The organism is Microbacterium sp. CCNWLW41 (genome assembly GCF_037083505.1).
Map to the genome: position 1 here is coordinate 273,599 of NZ_JBAOJP010000001.1, position 14,460 is coordinate 288,058.

Here is a 14,460-nt window from a genome sequence, read left to right on the forward strand (position 1 = left end):
CACCAATAGCGCCACAATCGGCGACAAGTGCAAGCCGCGCGACCCGAGCGCGCCTCCCTTCGCCTATCACTGGAGGACCGATGTCCCAAGCGAGCAGTGCATCAACCCCGAAGCCACCGGCATCCGCCGCCGCAAGCTCGTCGAAGGTCGCAGGAGCGACCTATAGGCGAGCAGGTCACGACTATTTCCAGAAGCGCACCCTGAAGCGCTCGGCCGGCGTCTGGGGCCTGTGGGGCCTCGCCGTCGCCGCCGTCATCTCGGGCGACTTCTCGGGGTGGAACTTCGGCATCGGCTTCGCAGGCTTCGGCGGCATGCTCATCGCCTTCGCCATCCTCGTCGTCATGTACTACGGCATGATCTTCTCGATCGGCGAGATGGCCGCCGCGATGCCGCACACCGGCGGTGCGTATTCGTTCGCGCGCTCCGCGATGGGCCCGTGGGGCGGCCTGGTCACCGGTGCGGCCGAGACGATCGAGTACGTCGCGACGACCGCGGTCATCGTGTACTTCTCGGCGTCCTACGCCGATGCCATCACCAGTGAGCTGCTGAACTTCTCGATGCCGACGTGGGTGTGGTGGATCATCCTCTACACGGCCTTCATCGCGCTGAACGCCGCCGGCGCGGCGATCTCGTTCAAGTTCGCGATCGTCGTGTCGATCATCTCGATCGCCATCATCCTGGTGTTCTCGGCGATGGCGCTCTTCTCGGGCCAGTTCAGCTGGGACAAGCTCTTCGACATCGCACCCGATCCCGGACAGAGCGCCTTCCTGCCGCACGGCGTGATCCCCATCCTCTTCGCTCTGCCGTACGCGATGTGGTTCTTCCTCGGCATCGAGGAGCTGCCGCTCGCGGCCGAGGAGTCGCACAACCCGGAGCGCGACATCCCCCGTGCCGGCTTCATCGCCCGCACGACTCTGATCATCACCGGCCTGCTCGTGCTGTTCCTGAACACCGGTGTCGTGGGTGCGGAGGCGACCGGCAGTGCCGGCGAGCCGCTGCTCGACGGATTCCGCGCGATCGTCGGCGACGAGCTGGCCGCAGTGCTGGCGCTCTTCGCCCTGATCGGGCTCCTCGCGTCGCTGCAGGGCATCATGTTCGCGTACGGCCGCAACATGTACTCGCTGTCGCGCGCCGGCTACTACCCGAAGTTCCTGTCGCTCACCGGCAAGCGGGCGACGCCGTGGGTCGCGCTGGTGGTCGGTGCGGCGATCGGCTTCATCGCCCTCGTGCTCGTCGACTCGCTCGGCGGCACCGGCGGGGTGGCAGGAGCGATCGTGCTGAACATCGCGATCTGGGGAGCGGTCATCGCCTACGCGCTCCAGATGGCGTCGTACGTGATCCTGCGCCGCAAGTACCCCGACGCCCACCGCCCCTACCGCAGTCCGTGGGGCATCCCCGGCGCCGTCATCGCCGGCGCCGTGTCGGTGCTCATCTTCTTCGGCTTCTTCATCAACGAGCCGGCCCGGCCCGCCATCGTCGCGATCGCCATCGTGTACGTGGTGATCCTCGTCGGATTCGCCCTGTACTTCCGCCACCGTCTCGTGCTCTCTCCGGAGGAGGAGTACGCCCTCTCCGGCGGCAAGCACTGGGACCCCCAGGCGGAGGGGTACGACGCCATGGAGTCCGAGGTGTTCGGCGACAAGCCCTAGGTGTTCGGCTGACACCCTGGTGTGGGGAAGCGGAGCGGGGCGTCCTGGGGGAGCCCCGCTTCGCGCTGTCTGCGCCTTCTCACGTGTACGTGTGGTGGATGTGCCAGTCCTCGCCGTCGCGATAGACGTCGAACACCACCACGTCGCCGTCGTCGCTGGTCGCCTGGAACCGCCAGCCGTACATGCTGCGCCCTCGCTCCAGCGGCATGGCCCAGATCGACTCGCGGAGCCGCGTCGGCGCATCGCTCACACGCCACCGGCGACCCGCGTAGAACATGCGCGCGGGGATGTCGTCGGCCATCCATATGGTTACGTCATGTTCGATACGCGTGGTCGTCATGGGTTAAGAGAATAGAACACATCTTCGAATCTCGATAGAGTGGAAGGAGGCCGGAGGAGGGAGCCGGCGGGTGGGCACGAACAGGCGATACGCCGACCACTACGACCGGCTGATGGACGAGAGGATCCTGCAGCGCATCGCGGCCGGCGGTCCGCTCGAGACGCTCTCGCGGCTCGAGCTGCAACTGGACGATCTGCCGTGCACCACCGATCCGAAGCCCAAGCGCGTCAAGGCGTGGGTGCGGTTCGGCCGGACGCCGATCCAGGTCGACGCGGAGGCCTGCATGTGGACGCCGCGTGCGATCGCCATCCGCTTCCGGATCTCAGGCGAGGAATACCGCTGCTGGGTCTGGGCCAGCGCCGTGGACGGCGCCGGCGACCAAGAGCCCGAGGCGGGCCGGTGACAGCGGATGCCGCGGCCGCGCCCACGCCCGGCAGCTCAGGACGCGCTCAGTACAGCAGGAACTGCTTCGGCTCCGTCGACGCGACGCCGCCGATCTCGACCGACAGGTGGTACGACGCGCCGCCGCCCGGCGCGACCGGCCGGGTCGTGTCGCCGCACGTGCCCACGGCGGAGCGGGTGCGATCCCACTCCAGCGGCGCCGCACTGGACACCGTCTGCCCCGCGGCGACGAGCACGATCATGTCGCTGGGCTCGCTCTGGCAGTCCGTCGAGCGCCACCAGACGTCGTCGCCGCTGGTGACCGTGAAGGACTGCGCGCTGGTGCCGACGTTGAGCGTGCAGTCGGGCCCGTTGTTGGTGAGCTCGATGGAGAACTGCGGCTTCTGGTCGCCGGTGAACGCGTCGGCGGAGGTGACCGGCTCCACGGTGATCTCGCCGGCGACGCAGGGCTGCGCGGCAGGCGTCGCGCCCGGCGTCGCACCCTCGACGACCGCACCTTCGACGGCGCCGGTCTCGGACGGCCCCGGGGTCTCCCCCGGCGACGGCACCGGCAGCGAGTCCGCCGAGTTCTGCGACGACGCGCGATCCCCGTCGGCGGTCGACTCCTCGGCCGATCCGCGCCAGGGCTGGGCGATCAGCAGCCACACGACGCCTGCGACGACGAGGAGCCCGACGAGCAGCACCAATCGCCGGCGACGATAGACCGCCGGGGAATGGCGGCGGCGCGGAGTGGTGCCGGTCATGATGACAGGCTAACTCCGGGCGGCGTCATCGCCGGTCGGCGCGCCCCGGGTCGCGCCACCCGGCAGGGCGCAGCCGCCGGCGCGCGCGTCGCCGGTGGGTCAGAGGCGCTTGATCATGCGCGTGTTGCCCAGGGTGTTCGGCTTGACGTGCGCGAGGTCCAGGAACTCCGCGACGCCTTCGTCGGGCGAGCGGATGAGCTGCGAGTACACGTCGGGGTCGACGACCTGCTCGCCGATCGGCTCGAAGCCGCGCCGGGTGAAGAAGTCCACCTCGAACGTCAGGCAGAACAGCCGCGACAGCCCGAGCGCGCGCGCGTTCTCCTCCAGGCCCTCCACGAGCGCGCGTCCCACCCCGTGCCGCAGCCACCCGTCGGCGACGATCAGGGTGCGCACCTCGCCGAGGTCCTCCCACATCACGTGCAGGGCGCCGCAGCCGATCAGCTCGCCCTGCGCATCCTCGGCGACGAGGAACTGCTGGGTCGCCTCGTAGAGCACGACGAGGTCCTTGCCGAGCAGGATGCGCCGCTGCACGAACGGCTCGAGGAGCGCCTGGATGCGGCGGATGTCCGGCGTGCGCGCAGGCCGCACCGTGAACTCGCTCATCCGTCCAGCGTAGGGCCGGGACCGGCGCGAGGCGCGAGGGGCGGGCCGGGAATGCGAAGAGCGGATGCCTCGGAGTGAGGCATCCGCTCTTCGACTGCGTGTCGCGGCTCGGCGACCGCCCTAGGCGTTGGCGGCCAGATCGGGGGTCGCGGTGATCTCGCCGTTGTGCACGACGCCCACCGCCACCTTCTCGCCGCGGGGGCCGTGCTCGAAGACGAACTCGCCGTTCTCGGCGTCGACCTTCACGTGGTCGCCGGGGTTGAGCTCGCCGTGCAGGATCTTCTCCGACAAGCGGTCCTCGACCTCGCGCTGCATCGCGCGACGCAGCGGCCGGGCGCCGAGCGCGGGGTCGAAGCCGATGTCGATCAGCTTGTCCTTCGCGGCATCCGTCAGCTCCACCGTCATGTCGCGGTCGAGCAGGCGCTCGCCGAGACGCTTGGTGAACAGGCCCACGATCTGGCGGAGCTCGTCCTTGTTCAGCTGCGGGAAGACGATGATGTCATCGACGCGGTTGAGGAACTCGGGCTTGAAGTTGCGCTTGAGCTCCTCGTTGACCTTGCCCTTCATCCGGTCGTACGTCGTGCCCGTGTCGCCCTCGACCTGGAAGCCCACCGGGCCTCCGGCGATCGCCGACGAACCGAGGTTCGTCGTCATGATGATCACCGTGTTCTTGAAGTCGATGACGCGGCCCTGACCGTCGGTCAGGCGACCCTCCTCGAGGATCTGCAGCAGCGAGTTGAAGATGTCGGGGTGGGCCTTCTCGATCTCGTCGAAGAGCACCACCGAGAACGGCTTGCGGCGCACCTTCTCGGTGAGCTGGCCGCCCTCTTCGAACCCGACGAAGCCGGGAGGGGCGCCGAACAGGCGCGAGACGGTGTGCTTCTCACCGAACTCCGACATGTCGAGCGAGATGAGCGCGTGCTCGTCGTCGAAGAGGAACTCGGCGAGCGCCTTGGCCAGCTCGGTCTTTCCGACGCCCGTGGGGCCGGCGAAGATGAACGAGCCCGACGGACGCTTGGGGTCCTTGAGGCCCGCGCGCTGGCGGCGGATCGTCTTCGAGAGGGCGGCGATCGCCTCCTCCTGGCCGATGACGCGCTGGTGCAGCGCCTTCTCCATGAAGACGAGCCTGCTGGACTCCTCCTCGGTCAGCTTGAAGACCGGGATGCCGGTGGCCTGGGCGAGCACCTCGGCGATCAGGCCCTCGTCGACGACGGCGTGCGAGGCGACGTCGCCCGAGCGCCACTGCTTCTCGAGGCGCAGACGCTCGGCGAGGAGCGACTTCTCCTCGTCGCGCAGCGACGCGGCCTTCTCGAAGTCCTGATCCTCGGACGCCTGCTCCTTCTGCTGGCGCACGTTGGCGATCTTGTCGTCGAACTCGCGCAGCTCGGGCGGGCTGGACAGGATCGACAGGCGCAGGCGGGCGCCGGCCTCGTCGATCAGGTCGATCGCCTTGTCGGGCAGGAAGCGGTCCGAGATGTAACGGTCGGCGAGGTTCGCCGCCGCGACGATCGCGCCGTCGGTGATCTGCACCTTGTGGTGTGCCTCGTAGCGGTCGCGCAGCCCCTTCAGGATGTTGATCGCGTGGGGCAGGCTCGGCTCGGCGACCTGGATCGGCTGGAAGCGGCGCTCCAGCGCGGCATCCTTCTCGAAGTGCTTGCGGTACTCGTCGAGGGTGGTCGCGCCGATCGTCTGCAGCTCGCCGCGCGCGAGGAGCGGCTTCAGGATCGACGCGGCGTCGATCGCGCCCTCGGCGGCACCGGCACCCACGAGCGTGTGGATCTCGTCGATGAAGACGATGATGTCGCCTCGGGTGCGGATCTCCTTCGTGACCTTCTTGAGGCGCTCCTCGAAGTCACCGCGGTACCGCGAGCCGGCGATGAGCGAGCCGAGGTCGAGCGAGTAGACCTGCTTGTCCTTCAGCGTCTCGGGAACGTCGCCCTTGACGATGGCCTGGGCGAGGCCCTCGACGACCGCCGTCTTTCCGACGCCGGGCTCGCCGATGAGGACGGGGTTGTTCTTGGAGCGGCGCGACAGGATCTGCATGACGCGCTCGATCTCCTTCTCGCGCCCGATGACCGGGTCGAGCTTGTTGTCGCGCGCGGCCTGCGTGAGGTTGCGGCCGAACTGGTCGAGCACCTGCGAGCCGCCCTGGGTGGTGCCCTGGGTCTGCTCGCCCGCGCCGGAGGCGACGCCGGCGGGCTCCTTGCCCTGGTAGCCCGAGAGCAGCTGGATGACCTGCTGGCGCACCTTGTTGAGGTCTGCGCCGAGCTTGACGAGCACCTGGGCGGCGACGCCCTCGCCCTCGCGGATGAGCCCCAGGAGGATGTGCTCGGTGCCGATGTAGTTGTGGCCCAGCTGCAGCGCCTCGCGCAGCGACAGCTCGAGCACCTTCTTGGCGCGCGGAGTGAAGGGGATGTGACCGGTCGGCTGCTGCTGCCCCTGGCCGATGATGTCCTGGACCTGCTCGCGGACGGCGTCGAGCGAGATGCCGAGGCTCTCGAGGGCCTTGGCTGCGACGCCCTCGCCCTCGTGGATGAGACCGAGCAGGATGTGCTCGGTGCCGATGTAGTTGTGGTTCAGCATCTTCGCCTCTTCCTGGGCGAGGACGACCACACGACGGGCACGGTCGGTGAATCTCTCGAACATCGTTCACTCCTCCGGGACGCCTCGGGTCGGTGTGACCTACTGCGCCTTACATCGAGGGTAGCCAGCGGGCCCGGACGGGATGGCCGTGTTCGCCGTGGGCATAGCGCACGCTCCGCCGGCGCCCGTGCCGGCTCGCCGGTTGCGGCGAGCGGCGCACATACCGTATCGTTTTTCGATAACAACGTTTATCGATATGAGTATGGGAGAACGATCGAGATGACGGACACCAGGATGCCCACCAGGAGCGATCGCGTCGGGATCTACCTCTCCGTCGCCATCGGGGCGGTCGCGATCGGCTTCACGGCCTGGCACGCGATCGGCCGGCTGGCGGAGGTGGCGCGCGGGACCGACATCCCCGTGCTCGTCCCGTTCCTGGGCGAGACCGCCGACCTTCCCATCGGCCCCGACGGAGCGCCGGTGCAGGTCGCCGTCGAGCAGGCGACCGTCACGGTCGCGGAGCCGGCTGCGGCCACCCTCTTCGCGCTGTGGGCCGAGCCGATCGTCATCGCGCTCGCCATCATCGCCGGCATCGTGGTCGGCGCGCTGTTCTGCCTGCGCCTCGCGCGCGGCCGCGCCTTCGAGCGTGGCACCGCGCGCCTCATCTTCCTGGGCACCGGCATCCTCGCCGTGGGCTGGTTCGTCGGCTCGATGCTCACCACGATGACGGTGAACGGCGCGCTGTCTGCCGTGAGCGACTACACGTACGACGGCGTGACCTTCTCCACCGACTTCGCGCCGCTGTTCGGCATGCTCGCGCTCGCGGCGATCGGCGCTGCCTTCCAGATCGGCGAGCGCCTGCAGCGCGAGACCGAAGGCCTCGTGTGAGCCCGGCCGAAGACGACGGGCCCACCGGGGTCCACTGCCGGCTCGACGAGCTGCTCGAGGAGCGCGGCATGACCCTCACCCGGCTCTCGGAGCTCGTCGGGGTCTCGGTCGTGAACCTGTCGGTCCTCAAGAACGACCGCGCCCGCGCCATCCGCTACTCGACGCTGTCGGCCATCTGCCGCGCGCTGGACTGCGAGATCGGCGAGCTGCTGGTGCGGACGGACTGAGGGGATTGCGGATGCCGCGGGCCGCGGCATCCGCAATCGCGCACTGTCAGTCGTGGCCGACGATCGGGACGCGCACGTCGTCGAACTCGCCGCCGGTGAGGATCGCGGTGACCTCGGCGTCGTCGTCGACCCCTTCGACCTGCACCACCACCGCGCGCGGGGCCATGTCCATGGTGCACGCCTGGTCCTCGGGCGGCGTCATGAACGTGACGGTGACCTCCTGACCGGAGGCCTCGACGTTCTCGATCGCCGGCACGCAGGTCGACGACCCCCACGTGAGGATGACGAACTGCCCGTCCTTGTCGGTCCATCCTGCCGAAGGGAGGTAGTCGGTCTCGCCGCTCTGATCGAGGCCGGGGACCGGGTCGAGCTCGGCCTCGCCGTGGTAGCCGTCGCCGGTGACGAACACCTCGAGCTCGCGCGTGGTGTCGATGCCCTCGGGCAGTCCCACGACGGTCGCCCGCGCCACGAGGTCGCTCGTGCACGCGGTGTCGGCGGGAGCCTCGACGAGCTCGACCTGGAGGACGCCGTTGTCGTAGCTCACCTCGCCGGCGGAGGGCACACAGGTCGAGGAGCCCTCCGTCACGATGCCGATCATCCGGCCGCCGTCCAGCCAGGCGGCCTCGACCTCGATCTCCTCGCTGTCGGCGGGCACCGTCTCGTCCGGCTCGGGGGATTCGGTGCCGGCGGTGCTCGCGCACCCGGCGAGGAGCCCCACGGCGAGGAGTGTCACGCCTGCGACGGAAGCAAGACGGCGGATCATGGGCGCACCTTTCGACGGGACGGATGCCGCGACCGCAGCACCCGTCACTGGTGACAGTGTCGCGACCCGGCCGGTCGTCTCACGCCAGGATGCCATGAACGTCCCCGCGGGACGAGGGCCGCCGCCGCGCGATGCTCACGCGATGTGGGATCGAGACGGCCGTACGCCGTGGAGGCTCTCGTACACGTCGTCGACGAAGTCCTCGATCTCGCGCACCCCGGTGACGGGACCGCCCGCCAGCAGGCCGTCGATTCCGAACAGCACCGCCGAGGGCACTCTCCAGTCCTCGATCGAGCCGCTGATGAAGTGCTCGGGGTCGTGCAGAGACTGCGGCTCGGTGAGCTCGCTCAGGCGTCCGCTGTCGTGCGGGTGGGTGAACATGAGGCGGACGTCGAGCTCGGGCAGCAGCGCGCGGTAATCGGGCGCCTGCTCGATCACGACGCTGCACGAGCCGCACGTGGACGAGACTGCCAGCATCAGCATGGGCTTCGTGCGCGTCAGCTCGCGGAGGTTGACGCGGGTGCCGTCGGCGAGCGAGACGGGTACGGCGGGCGTGCGGGTGCGGATGTAGTCCAGTTCGCCGCCGGCTTCGACCTGTTCGGCGGCTGCCGGCTCTGCCGCGGGCGAGGCCGGCTCGGCCTGGGGTGCGTCGGGCCAGAGCACGAGCGCGGCGGTCACCGCCGCCGCGGCCGCGGCGATCAGGGTGCCCCACCAGCCCGAGACGGCGAGGGCGAGCGCCCCGCCCAGCACAGGTGCCGTCCAGATGACGGCGGCGGTGGCGAGCGCGAGCGCCAGCAGCCAGCTGTTGCGGATTATCGTGACCCGGGTGATCCGGCGTCGCGAGCCGAAGCACGCGCAGGACGCGTCGTCGGAACGGCCCTTCGCCTGCACCACCAGCCACAGGTAGGCGGCCATCAGGACGACGGCCACGATAGCGGCGAGGAGGCCCAGCCACCCCCCGAGCAGTGCGAGCGCGGCGCCGAGCGCGATCTCACCCCACGGATGGAACGAGAGCAGCCACTGTCTGCGGAACGCCTTCGGCACGCCCAGTTCGGCCCAGCCCACCAGGTCGTCGGGCGCGCGCAGCTTCGCCACGGCGCTGGCCACGAGCACGCCGGCGAGGATCACAGGAAGGGTGGCGGCGAGGGCAGCGATCACACGCTGATGCTACTCGCGCGGCAACCGGGTGCGGCGACGGCCCGCACCCTCTTCGCGCCGGCGTACGACCTCTGCGTAGAACCGCGCGTGAGCGGCCGCGACATCGGCGTCGGTCAGCAGGCCCGGGGTCGCCCCGGCGGCGGCGCGCAGGCGGTCGCGGAGCTCGGGCTCGTCGGCGAGACGGCGCAGCGCCGCCGCGAGCGCAGCACGGTCGCGAGGACGCACCCGCAGCCCGTTGACGCCGTCGTCGACCCACTCCACGGGTCCGCCCTCGTCCGCCACCACCACGGCCTTCCCGGCGGCCAGGTACTGCAGCACGTTCTGGCCGAGGGGCTCGGGGCGCGTGGAGTATTGCACCGCGATGTCCCAGCGCGCGAGCAGGGCGTCCACCGCGTCGACGTGGCCGAGCAGCTCGACGCGATCGTCGACGCCGAGACGCTCCGCCTGTGCGCGAAGCTCCGCGGCGTACCGCTCGTGCCCGAACGGTGCGGAGCCGGCGATCTCGAGGACGGCGTCGTCGGGGAAGGCGGCGGCGAACGCCTCGATCAGCAGCGCCTGCCCCTTCCACGGGTCGATCCGCGCCAGCATCCCGATGCGGAGCGGGCCGGGCTCGCGCCCGTCCGCGGACGCCGACGCGGCGCGCAGCCCCGAGGCGCTCGGGATGACGGCGGTGCGAGTCCCCTCGCGCAGGAACGGCGACGCCGTCCGCAGCGTCAGCCGCGAGTTGGCGATCACGCCGTCGGCGCGCGGCAGCACCAGGCGGCTCATCAGCCGGAAGCCGACGCCGCCGAGCGCGGTGGGATCGACCGTGTCGCGCAGGTGCACGACGAACGGCGTGCGCGAGCCCCGCACCGCCAGCGCTCCGTACGCCGCAGCCCGGGCGCTGTTGGCATCGACCAGGTCGGCGCCGCGGAAGGCGCGGTGGGTGCGGGTCGCGGCGGCCTGGACGATCAGGCGCCAGGCGGCACCGAGGATCGTGCCCGTGCGTCCGGAGGAGACGCCCGCCGGCTGCCGGATGCCGCTCGTCCCACGCGCGACCACACCGTCCAGCGGATCGAAGACAGAGCCGTCGGTGGGCGGCGTGAGCACGAACGGCCGCCAGCCCGGCCGGGCCGACAGCATGCGCACCAGCGCCAGCTCTGCGCCGCCCGCCGCCGCGGTGTGATCGAGGTGGAGCACGCGCAGAGAGGTCACGGGGCGGCCGGGTCCCTCGTCGCGGGAGGCGCCGGCGCGAAGGGCATCCCCTCTCCGGTCGTCGCGACGGCGGCATACCGCTCGACGTCGCCGGCCGGCATCCCGTAGAGCAGGTGCGCCAGCCGCGCCAGCGCGGGCACCTCCTGCGCGACCATCGCGGCGTACGCCTCGTCGCCACGGCCTTCGGGATCGACGATGTCGTCGTCGCCGGGTGAGCGGTGGTCGGCGAGGCGCCCCACCGCGTCGCGCAGGTCCTGCACCGAGGAGGGGGACGCCGGATCGAGGGATGCCGCGATCCGGCCCGCCTCGCGCATCGTGAACGTGCGGCGCGCCGCCGAGGGCTCCCGCTGCAGGACGGTGTCGCGCAGGCGCCGCGACGCGGTGAGAATCAGGTCGGCCCCTCTGAGGTCGGCGTCCGTGAGACGCCGGGCGGTATGGCTCGAGCCGTCAGCGCCCAGCGCCGCGGCGATCCGCTGGGCCCGCTCGCCCATGGGGACCCCGGCCGGGGCGACGACCCCCGCGCTCATGGCGCGCACGTGCGGCGCCAGCGGCGACGGCAGGTACCACGTCGCCCAGCGCCGCAGAAGCGCCTCGGCGAGGGGCGAACGATGGAGGTTTCCTGCGCAGACCGCCAGTACGACGAAGTCATCGGCCAATCGGGCACCTCACTATCCCGGTCCAGAAGCATCCGGACATAGGGTTGCCTGGGCAAGCATACTAGGAGGCCTTCCGTGCGCGTCCTGCGAATCTCGCACAGCGCCGCCGTCGCCGACTGGCGCGGCCGGGAGCGCAGCCTGCGCGCCCTCGGCATGACCGTGACGCTGCTGAGCGCGCGGCGATGGCATGCCGGCGGCGCCGAGACGCAGCTCACCGCCGGAGCCGACGAACATGCGGTCCCGGTCGACACCTGGGGGCGGCATCCGGCGCTGTTCGTCTACGACCCGCGTCCGCTGTGGCGGGCGCTGGGCGAGGAGTACGACGTCATCGACGTGCACGAGGAGCCCTTCGCGCTCGCCACGGCGGAGGTGCTGCTGCTGCGGTGGCTGCGGTGCAACAAGGCACCGGTGGTGCTCTACACCGCCCAGAACATCCTGAAGCGCTACCCGCCGCCGTTCCGTTGGCTGGAGAGATACGCGCTGCGGCATGCGAGCGGCATCTCGGCATGCAACGCGGCGGCGGCGCGCATCGCGGAGGGCAAGGGATTCGCGGGCCGCGCCAGAGTGATCCCGCTCGGCGTCGACCTCGACCGCTATACCCCGCGCCCGTCGGCGCCGCCCACGGACGAGCCGGTCACGGTCGGGTTCCTCGGTCGTCTCGTGCCCGAGAAGGGCCTGCACGTCCTGCTCGACGCCGCGACGCACGACCCCCGGCTGCGGCTGCGGATCGCCGGTGCCGGTCCGCTCGCGGAGCAGCTCGGCGCCGACGCCGCCGCCCGCGGCCTCGGCGAGCGCGTCGAACTCCTCGGCCCGCTCGACCCCGAGGCCGTCCCGGACTTCTACACCGGGCTGGACGTGCTGGCGGTTCCGTCCCTTCCGAGTCCCGGCTGGACCGAGCAGTTCGGCCGCGTCGCCGTCGAGGCGATGGCCTCGGGGGTCCCTGTCGTCTCGAGCGACGCCGGCGCCCTCCCCGAGGTCGTCGGCGGGGCGGGGCTCGTGGTGCCCGCGGGCGACGCGGCCGCTCTCGCGAGCGCCCTCGTCGAGGCGGCGACCGCACGCGCGCCCGAGCTCCGGGCGGCCGGGCTGACGCGCGCTGCGGAGTGCTCGTGGGATGCCGTTGCCGGCGCCTACGCCGACCTCTACGGCAGCATCACCAGCCGCGGCGCCCATGCAGCGCTCGGCGGCGCTGCTCGTGCGCCGCGCGCGCTCGAGATCGCGGTGGTCGCCTATGGCGCCCCGGACCTCCTCCGCAGGGCGCTGGAGCCGGTGCGCGATCTTCCTGTCACCGTGGTCGACAACTCGTCGCTGCCCGAGATCGCGGCGCTGTGCGGCGAGCTCGGCGTGCGCTACCTCGATCCCGGTCGCAACGGAGGGTTCGCGGCGGGTGTGAACGTCGCGCTCGGCGACCGGATGGTGGCGGGAGCGGACATGCTGCTGCTGAATCCGGATGCCGTCATCTCGGCGGACGCGATCGCCGCGCTGCACGCCGGTCTGGCGGCCGACCCCGGCCTCGCGTCGGTGGCGCCGGCGCAGACGGATGAGCGTGGTCGCCCCGCCCGGGTCGCGTGGCCGTTCCCCACCCCGCTCAACGCGTGGCTGGAAGCGGCCGGGCTGGGAAGGTGGCAGCGCGGGGCGCGCTACGTGATCGGCTCGGTGCTGCTGCTGCGCGCGGAGGCGCTGGATCAGGTCGGCGGCTTCGACGAGCGGTTCTTCCTCTATGCGGAGGAGACCGACTGGGCCTATCGCGCGCATCTGCTGGGCTGGCGGCACGCTCTCATCGGGGAGGTCCGTGCGGTGCACGCGGGCGCGGCGACGAGCACGGATCCGCGACGTCGCGAGGCCCACTTCTTCGCTTCGCAGGAGCGGTTCTACCGCAAGCACTTCGGCCCGGTCGGCTGGCAGGCGGCGAGGGCCGCGGTCTGGCTCGGTGCGATGGTGCGATCGATCGCGCTGCGCGGCGATCGCCGTGCGGCCGCGCGGCGACGGGCCGCGGCCTTCCGGCGCGGCCCCATCCGTGTCGAGGCCGGCCTCGGCGCGGCATCCGTCACCTGAACAGCCGGTTCGCCAGGCCCGGCCGCCGACGGGCCCGCACGGCGACCGCCCGCAGCGGCCTGATGCTGCGCAGCGCGCGCCGCGCGCGCTGGTACCGCAGCAGCGTGAGGATGTAGCGGATCGCCTCGTCGTCGCCCTCGAGCCGGGCCAGCCGGAGCATCTCGCGCCAGTACGACATGTTGTGCGACGGCATCCGCACCCGAGTCGGCGGCACCGAGAAGGGCTCGTCGAAGCAGGCCGGCCGCCGGACGCCGGCGATGTGGAGGGCCCAGTACGTCCGCACACACTTCTCGCAGCGTCCGCAGTTGCGCGACAGCCGCTCTCCCTGCCAGCACACCCGCAGCAGGGCCAGGACGTCCGGCTCGGTGGCGACCACCTTCGCCTTGGCGGTGCGGCTCAGCGCCGCTCCGTCGTGAGAGATCCGCATCGTGCCCGACGACAGGAACTGATCGGTCACCGGATTCGACCCCCACGGGACCACCAGGCGGAAGTACGGCGCGCTGCTGCCGATGAGCCCGACGCCGAACTCCGGGGCGAAGAGCTGCAGGGCGGCCGCGATCGCCAGGCCGTGCACCATCTCCCAGTCCTGGCCCAGGTCGCGCAGATTCGTCGAGACGGTGCGCAGCTCCAGGCCCAGCGCCTCCGCGGCGCGGCCGGCTCGAAGGCTCGCCCCCTCGAACTCGGCGGCCCGGTCCAGCGCGACGTCGAACCCGTGAACGAGCAGCAGTGCGCCCAGCGGCTCGGTGCGCCACCCGGCCAGGCCGCGCGTGTGCCGGATCGCGGTGCATGAGGAGTCCAGGCCGCCGGAGTAGGCGGCGATGGCGCGCGCGGAGCGATCCGGCTCGGCGTCCACCACCTCGTCGACCGTGAAGGTGACCGTGTCGTACACGTCGGGCAGCCAGGAGTGCAGCGCCGCCTGCCACTCGTCGAGGTTGCTCAGCAGCGTCCGGCTCACCGCGCCGTGCACGTGCACCGCACCGCCGCGGGCCATCCAGTGCAGGAGCGAGCCCAGCACGTACACGTCCGCCAGACGCGCGTCGAGCGGCCGGCCGTCGAGCTCGCGGAACCACAGCGTGAACGGTGATCCGCCGCTCTCGAGGGTCGCCGAGCGGAACCCGGTGAGCGCCTGACTCTCATCCGGGAGGATGTGCCCCTGCACGGTCGCGTCCGCCATGCCGTTCCCCTTCGAACCGAACCCCGCC

General features: G+C 71.3%; 14 protein-coding genes. 5 read left to right on the forward strand and 9 right to left on the reverse strand.

Annotated features, from left to right (window positions below; genetic code table 11):
- Positions 1 to 80 precede the first annotated feature (80 nt).
- The gene (locus V6R91_RS01125; RefSeq protein ID WP_336393755.1) at positions 81 to 1,649 is read left to right on the forward strand and encodes an amino acid permease; all 1,569 of its coding nucleotides are present in this window, start codon (positions 81 to 83) and stop codon (positions 1,647 to 1,649) included.
- A 79-nt stretch (positions 1,650 to 1,728) separates the two neighbouring features.
- On the opposite strand, the gene V6R91_RS01130 is transcribed toward V6R91_RS01125, so the two are convergent.
- Positions 1,729 to 1,950 (reverse strand): hypothetical protein, encoded by a 222-nt coding sequence (locus tag V6R91_RS01130; protein WP_336393756.1) that lies wholly within the window; start codon positions 1,948 to 1,950, stop codon positions 1,729 to 1,731.
- 109 nt (positions 1,951 to 2,059) lie between these two features.
- On the opposite strand from V6R91_RS01130, the gene V6R91_RS01135 reads away from it, so the two are divergent.
- Positions 2,060 to 2,392 (forward strand): hypothetical protein, encoded by a 333-nt coding sequence (locus V6R91_RS01135; RefSeq protein ID WP_336393757.1) that lies wholly within the window; start codon positions 2,060 to 2,062, stop codon positions 2,390 to 2,392.
- Between the two features lie 46 nt (positions 2,393 to 2,438).
- Here V6R91_RS01135 and V6R91_RS01140 read toward each other — a convergent pair whose 3' ends face one another.
- From V6R91_RS01140 to V6R91_RS01150, 3 genes are all read right to left on the reverse strand, one after another.
- On the reverse strand, positions 2,439 to 3,134 hold the full coding sequence (locus V6R91_RS01140; protein ID WP_336393758.1) for a hypothetical protein: 696 nt from the start codon (positions 3,132 to 3,134) through the stop codon (positions 2,439 to 2,441).
- 99 nt (positions 3,135 to 3,233) lie between these two features.
- Positions 3,234 to 3,737: an amino-acid N-acetyltransferase gene (locus V6R91_RS01145; RefSeq protein ID WP_336393759.1), complete on the reverse strand. Its 504-nt coding sequence runs from the start codon at positions 3,735 to 3,737 to the stop codon at positions 3,234 to 3,236.
- Positions 3,738 to 3,857: 120 nt separating this feature from the next.
- Complete coding sequence (locus tag V6R91_RS01150) at positions 3,858 to 6,383, reverse strand: ATP-dependent Clp protease ATP-binding subunit (RefSeq protein WP_336393760.1); 2,526 nt, start codon at positions 6,381 to 6,383, stop codon at positions 3,858 to 3,860.
- 216 nt (positions 6,384 to 6,599) lie between these two features.
- Between V6R91_RS01150 and V6R91_RS01155 the strand changes: the two genes are divergently transcribed.
- Together V6R91_RS01155 and V6R91_RS01160 are read left to right on the forward strand one after the other, a co-directional pair.
- Positions 6,600 to 7,208, forward strand: coding sequence for a hypothetical protein (locus V6R91_RS01155; protein WP_336393761.1), 609 nt, complete (start codon positions 6,600 to 6,602; stop codon positions 7,206 to 7,208).
- Positions 7,205 to 7,435: a helix-turn-helix domain-containing protein gene (locus tag V6R91_RS01160; protein ID WP_336393762.1), complete on the forward strand. Its 231-nt coding sequence runs from the start codon at positions 7,205 to 7,207 to the stop codon at positions 7,433 to 7,435. The genes V6R91_RS01155 and V6R91_RS01160 overlap by 4 nt, the downstream gene beginning before the upstream one ends.
- 46 nt (positions 7,436 to 7,481) lie before the next feature.
- Here V6R91_RS01160 and V6R91_RS01165 read toward each other — a convergent pair whose 3' ends face one another.
- From V6R91_RS01165 to V6R91_RS01180, 4 genes are all read right to left on the reverse strand, one after another.
- A complete protein-coding gene (locus V6R91_RS01165; protein WP_336393763.1) occupies positions 7,482 to 8,168 on the reverse strand; it encodes a hypothetical protein in 687 nt (228 codons plus the stop codon).
- Between the two features lie 165 nt (positions 8,169 to 8,333).
- Positions 8,334 to 9,356 carry a MauE/DoxX family redox-associated membrane protein gene (locus tag V6R91_RS01170; RefSeq protein ID WP_336393764.1) on the reverse strand — a complete coding sequence of 341 codons (1,023 nt, stop codon included), beginning with the start codon at positions 9,354 to 9,356 and terminating at the stop codon, positions 8,334 to 8,336.
- 9 nt (positions 9,357 to 9,365) lie between these two features.
- The gene (locus V6R91_RS01175) at positions 9,366 to 10,550 is read right to left on the reverse strand and encodes a glycosyltransferase family 4 protein (RefSeq protein ID WP_336393765.1); all 1,185 of its coding nucleotides are present in this window, start codon (positions 10,548 to 10,550) and stop codon (positions 9,366 to 9,368) included.
- A complete protein-coding gene (locus V6R91_RS01180) occupies positions 10,547 to 11,206 on the reverse strand; it encodes an arsenate reductase/protein-tyrosine-phosphatase family protein (protein ID WP_336393766.1) in 660 nt (219 codons plus the stop codon). The genes V6R91_RS01175 and V6R91_RS01180 overlap by 4 nt, the downstream gene beginning before the upstream one ends.
- Positions 11,207 to 11,281: 75 nt before the next feature.
- On the opposite strand from V6R91_RS01180, the gene V6R91_RS01185 reads away from it, so the two are divergent.
- A complete protein-coding gene (locus V6R91_RS01185) occupies positions 11,282 to 13,258 on the forward strand; it encodes a glycosyltransferase (RefSeq protein ID WP_336393767.1) in 1,977 nt (658 codons plus the stop codon).
- On the opposite strand, the gene V6R91_RS01190 is transcribed toward V6R91_RS01185, so the two are convergent.
- On the reverse strand, positions 13,251 to 14,432 hold the full coding sequence (locus V6R91_RS01190) for a hypothetical protein (protein ID WP_336393768.1): 1,182 nt from the start codon (positions 14,430 to 14,432) through the stop codon (positions 13,251 to 13,253). The two genes, V6R91_RS01185 and V6R91_RS01190, sit on opposite strands and share 8 nt — an antisense overlap.
- Positions 14,433 to 14,460 lie beyond the last annotated feature (28 nt).

What these genes read in the sequence shown, in the direction of transcription:
- V6R91_RS01125 (WP_336393755.1), top strand. Translation starts at nt 81, where the DNA reads ATGTCCCAAGCGAGCAGTGCATCAACCCCGAAGCCACCGGCATCCGCC.
- V6R91_RS01130 (WP_336393756.1), bottom strand. Translation starts at nt 1,950, where the DNA reads ATGGCCGACGACATCCCCGCGCGCATGTTCTACGCGGGTCGCCGGTGG.
- V6R91_RS01140 (WP_336393758.1), bottom strand. Translation starts at nt 3,134, where the DNA reads ATGACCGGCACCACTCCGCGCCGCCGCCATTCCCCGGCGGTCTATCGT.
- V6R91_RS01145 (WP_336393759.1), bottom strand. Translation starts at nt 3,737, where the DNA reads ATGAGCGAGTTCACGGTGCGGCCTGCGCGCACGCCGGACATCCGCCGC.
- V6R91_RS01150 (WP_336393760.1), bottom strand. Translation starts at nt 6,383, where the DNA reads ATGTTCGAGAGATTCACCGACCGTGCCCGTCGTGTGGTCGTCCTCGCC.
- V6R91_RS01155 (WP_336393761.1), top strand. Translation starts at nt 6,600, where the DNA reads ATGACGGACACCAGGATGCCCACCAGGAGCGATCGCGTCGGGATCTAC.
- V6R91_RS01190 (WP_336393768.1), bottom strand. Translation starts at nt 14,432, where the DNA reads ATGGCGGACGCGACCGTGCAGGGGCACATCCTCCCGGATGAGAGTCAG.